A 3,683-nucleotide genomic window follows, 5' to 3' on the forward strand; every position below is an offset into this window, starting at 1 on the left:
GCGCAGGCAGTCGGCGAAATGCTGGGCGCCGCCGTCGCGCAGGTCGTCGCGGTCCACCGAGGTGATCACCACGTATTTCAGGCGCAGGTCGGCGATGGCCAGGGCCAGGCTTTTCGGCTCGTTGGCGTCCAGCGGCTTGGGCCGGCCGTGGCCGACGTCGCAGAACGGGCAGCGCCGGGTGCAGATGTCGCCCATGATCATAAAGGTCGCGGTGCCGCCGGAGAAACACTCGCCCAGGTTCGGGCAGGAAGCTTCCTCGCAGACGCTGTGCAGCTTGTGCTGGCGCAGCAGCTGCTTGATCCGGTCGACCTCGGGGGAGACCGGTACGCGCACGCGGATCCAGTCCGGTTTACGCGGCAGTTCTTCGGTGGGCAAGATCTTCACCGGGATACGGGCCATCTTTTCGGCGCCGCGCAGCTTGACCCCGACTTCCACCTTGGCCGGCGGCTTGCTGGCGCCGGTCTCGACAACAGGGTGCATAAATCATCCTCGTGGGGCAGCCCGGGCGTGGCGCCCGGCGCTGCCGGCTAGGGCTCAGCCCCGGTAGTAGCGCTGGGGAACAAAGGGCGTCTTGCTGACTTTCATGGGGACGCGTTTACCGCGCACCAGGGCCCAGACCTCGCTGTCCAGGGCGTTGTGTCCGGCCTGGACATAACCCAGGGCGACCGGCGCGCCGAGGCTGGGGCCAAAGCCGCCACTGCAGACCCGGCCGATCACCTGACCGTCGGCGTCGACGATTTCCGCGCCTTCGCGTACCGGCACCCGCTCCTGGGGCAGCAGGCCGACCCGCTTGCTGGGCACGCCTTGCTGCTGGTGGGCGAACACCCGCTCGGCACCGGGGAAACCGCCGGCCCGGGCGCCGTCGGCGCGACGGGCCTTGGAGATGGCCCACAGCAGGCCGGCCTCGATCGGCGTGGTGGCCTCGCTCATGTCATGGCCGTACAGGCACAGGCCGGCTTCCAGGCGCAGCGAGTCGCGTGCGCCGAGGCCGATGGCGGCAACTTCCGGCTCGGCCAGCAGGCTGCGCGCCAGGGTTTCGGCGTGGGCCGCCGGTACCGAGATTTCGAAACCGTCTTCACCGGTGTAACCCGAACGGCTGACGTAGCAGTCGAGACCCAGCAAACGCACGCGGGCGAATTGCATAAAGGTCATTTTCGCCACTTCCGGGGCCAGGCGGGCCAGCACGGTAACCGCCGACGGGCCTTGCAGGGCGAGCAGGGCGCGTTCCTCGAACAGTGGCTCGATCTCGCAATGGCCGGCCAGGTGCTGGCGCAGGTGGGCCAGGTCCTGGTCCTTGCAGGCGGCGTTGACCACCAGGAACAGGCAGTCGTCCCCCAGGTTGGCGACCATCAGGTCGTCGAGGATACCGCCGTTGGCATCGGTGAACATGGCGTAACGCTGCATGCCCACCGGCAGCTCGAGGATATCCACCGGCACCAGGGTTTCCAGGGCCGCGGCGGCGTTGGCGCCGCGCAGCATGATCTGGCCCATGTGCGAGACGTCGAACAGCCCGGCCTGCTCACGGGTATGCAGGTGTTCCTTCATCACCCCCAGGGGGTATTGCACCGGCATGTCATAGCCGGCGAACGGCACCATGCGCGCACCGAGTTCCAGGTGCAGGGCATGCAAGGGGGTTCGGGCCAGGGTTTCGGTGGTCATCTAACTCTCCTTCGGAGGCCGCGCGCTGCTGGGGACGGACCGCCAGCAGCGGCAGCGAAACTGTGGAATTTACGGGAAGCGGGAAGTGGGGGCCGCCGTTAGCACTCGACGATATTGACCGCCAGGCCGCCGCGGGCGGTTTCCTTGTACTTGTTGTTCATGTCGGCGCCGGTCTGGCGCATGGTGCGGATCACCTTGTCCAGCGAGACGAAATGCTGGCCATCGCCGCGCAGGGCCATGCGCGCGGCGTTGATCGCCTTGACCGAACCCATGGCGTTGCGCTCGATGCAGGGCACCTGGACCAGGCCGCCGATCGGGTCGCAGGTCAGGCCGAGGTTGTGCTCCATGCCGATTTCGGCGGCATTCTCGACCTGCTGCACGCTGCCGCCCTGCACCTCGCAAAGCGCGCCGGCGGCCATCGAGCAGGCTACGCCGACTTCACCCTGGCAGCCGACCTCGGCGCCGGAAATCGAGGCGTTTTCCTTGTAGAGGATGCCGATGGCGGCGGCGGTCAGCAGAAAGCGCACCACGCCGTCGTCGTTGGCCCCGGGAATAAAGCGCGTGTAGTAGTGCAGCACCGCCGGGACTATGCCGGCCGCGCCGTTGGTGGGGGCGGTAACCACCCGCCCGCCGCTGGCGTTTTCCTCGTTCACCGCCAAGGCGTAGAGGTTGACCCAGTCCAGCACGCTCAGCGCATCGCGCAGGCCCGCCTCGGGGTTCTTGCACAGCTGGCGGTGCAGGGCGGCGGCGCGGCGCCTGACCTTCAGCCCGCCGGGCATGATGCCTTCGTTGCGGCAGCCGGCCTCGACGCAGTCCTGCATCACCTGCCAGATCTGCAGCAGGCGCGAACGGGTTTCCGCTTCCGGGCGCCAGGCCGCTTCGTTGGCCAGCATCACCTGGCTGATGGACAGCTGCTGTTCGGCGCAGTGAGCCAGCAACTGCTTGCCGGTGGTAAAGGGAAAGGCCAGGGGGGTCTGGTCTTCGACGATGCGGTCGGCGCCAGCCGCCTGCTCGTCGACCACAAAGCCGCCGCCGACCGAGTAGTACTCGCGCGAGCGGACCTGCAGGCCAGCGCCGTCGAAGGCGCGAAAGATCATGCCGTTGGGGTGGAAGGGCAATGCCTTGCGGATCATCGCCAGGTGTTCTTTCTCGACGAAGCGGATGGGCTTCTCGCCCAGCAATTTGAGTTCGCCGGCGCTGCGGATCTGTGCCAGGCGGGCATCGATGCTGGCGGTGTCCACGGTGTCCGGGTGTTCGCCTTCGAGGCCGAGCAGGACCGCCTTGTCGCTGCCGTGGCCCTTGCCGGTGGCGCCGAGCGAGCCGTACAGCTCGACCTTGATCGCGGCAGTGGCGTCCAGTAGGTCATCGCGACGCAGGCCCTCGGCGAACCGCGCGGCAGCGCGCATGGGGCCCACGGTGTGGGAGCTGGAAGGACCGATGCCGATTTTGAACAGATCGAAAACACTGAGTGACATAAGGCCTCGAGGGCGGGCAGCAGTGGTGGCGGAGCCACCGAATCAAAGGGCAAGGTGGACGGGAAACCCCCCGTCCACCGTCCGGCACGGTGTATCAGTCAGCGTAGACCGGTAAGCGCGCGCAGAGCGCCGCGGCCTGCTGCGCCACTCGGGCCTCGACGTCGGCATCGCCCAGGTGCGCGAGGATGTCGCAGATCCAACCGGCCAGGGCCTGGCACTCGGCGACCTTGAAGCCACGGGTGGTCACCGCCGGGGTGCCGATGCGCAGGCCCGAGGTCACGAATGGCGATTGCGGGTCGTTGGGCACCGCGTTCTTGTTCACCGTGATGCCGGCCCGGCCGAGGGCCGCGTCGGCGTCCTTACCGGTCAGGCCCTGCTTGATCAGGCTGAGCAGGAACAGGTGATTGTCGGTACCACCGGAGACCACGTCGAAGCCGCGCTCGATAAACACCGCGGCCATGGCCTGGGCGTTGTCGATCACCTGCTGCTGGTAGGCCTTGAACCCCGGCTCCATGGCTTCCTTGAAACACACCGCCTTGGCCGCGATCA

At 67.6% G+C, this 3,683-nt stretch carries 4 protein-coding genes; all 4 read right to left on the bottom strand.

Features of this window, described 5'->3' with window-relative positions:
• Nucleotides 1–480: radical SAM protein (locus tag ABWY06_RS07530; RefSeq protein ID WP_353924947.1), on the bottom strand; the 480-nt coding region annotated here is incomplete at its 3' end.
• Between the two features lie 54 nt (nt 481–534).
• Nucleotides 535–1,659: a glycine cleavage system aminomethyltransferase GcvT gene (gene gcvT, locus ABWY06_RS07535; RefSeq protein ID WP_353924948.1), complete on the bottom strand. Its 1,125-nt coding sequence runs from the start codon at nt 1,657–1,659 to the stop codon at nt 535–537.
• A gap of 98 nt (nt 1,660–1,757) precedes the next feature.
• On the bottom strand, nt 1,758–3,134 hold the full coding sequence (locus ABWY06_RS07540; RefSeq protein ID WP_353924949.1) for an L-serine ammonia-lyase: 1,377 nt from the start codon (nt 3,132–3,134) through the stop codon (nt 1,758–1,760).
• A gap of 94 nt (nt 3,135–3,228) precedes the next feature.
• Nucleotides 3,229–3,683, bottom strand: a 455-nt coding sequence (locus ABWY06_RS07545) for a PLP-dependent aminotransferase family protein (RefSeq protein WP_502948168.1), incomplete at its 5' end; no start/stop codon positions are given.

Source organism: Pseudomonas sp. (genome assembly GCF_040514055.1).
Taxonomy (GTDB): domain Bacteria; phylum Pseudomonadota; class Gammaproteobacteria; order Pseudomonadales; family Pseudomonadaceae; genus Aquipseudomonas.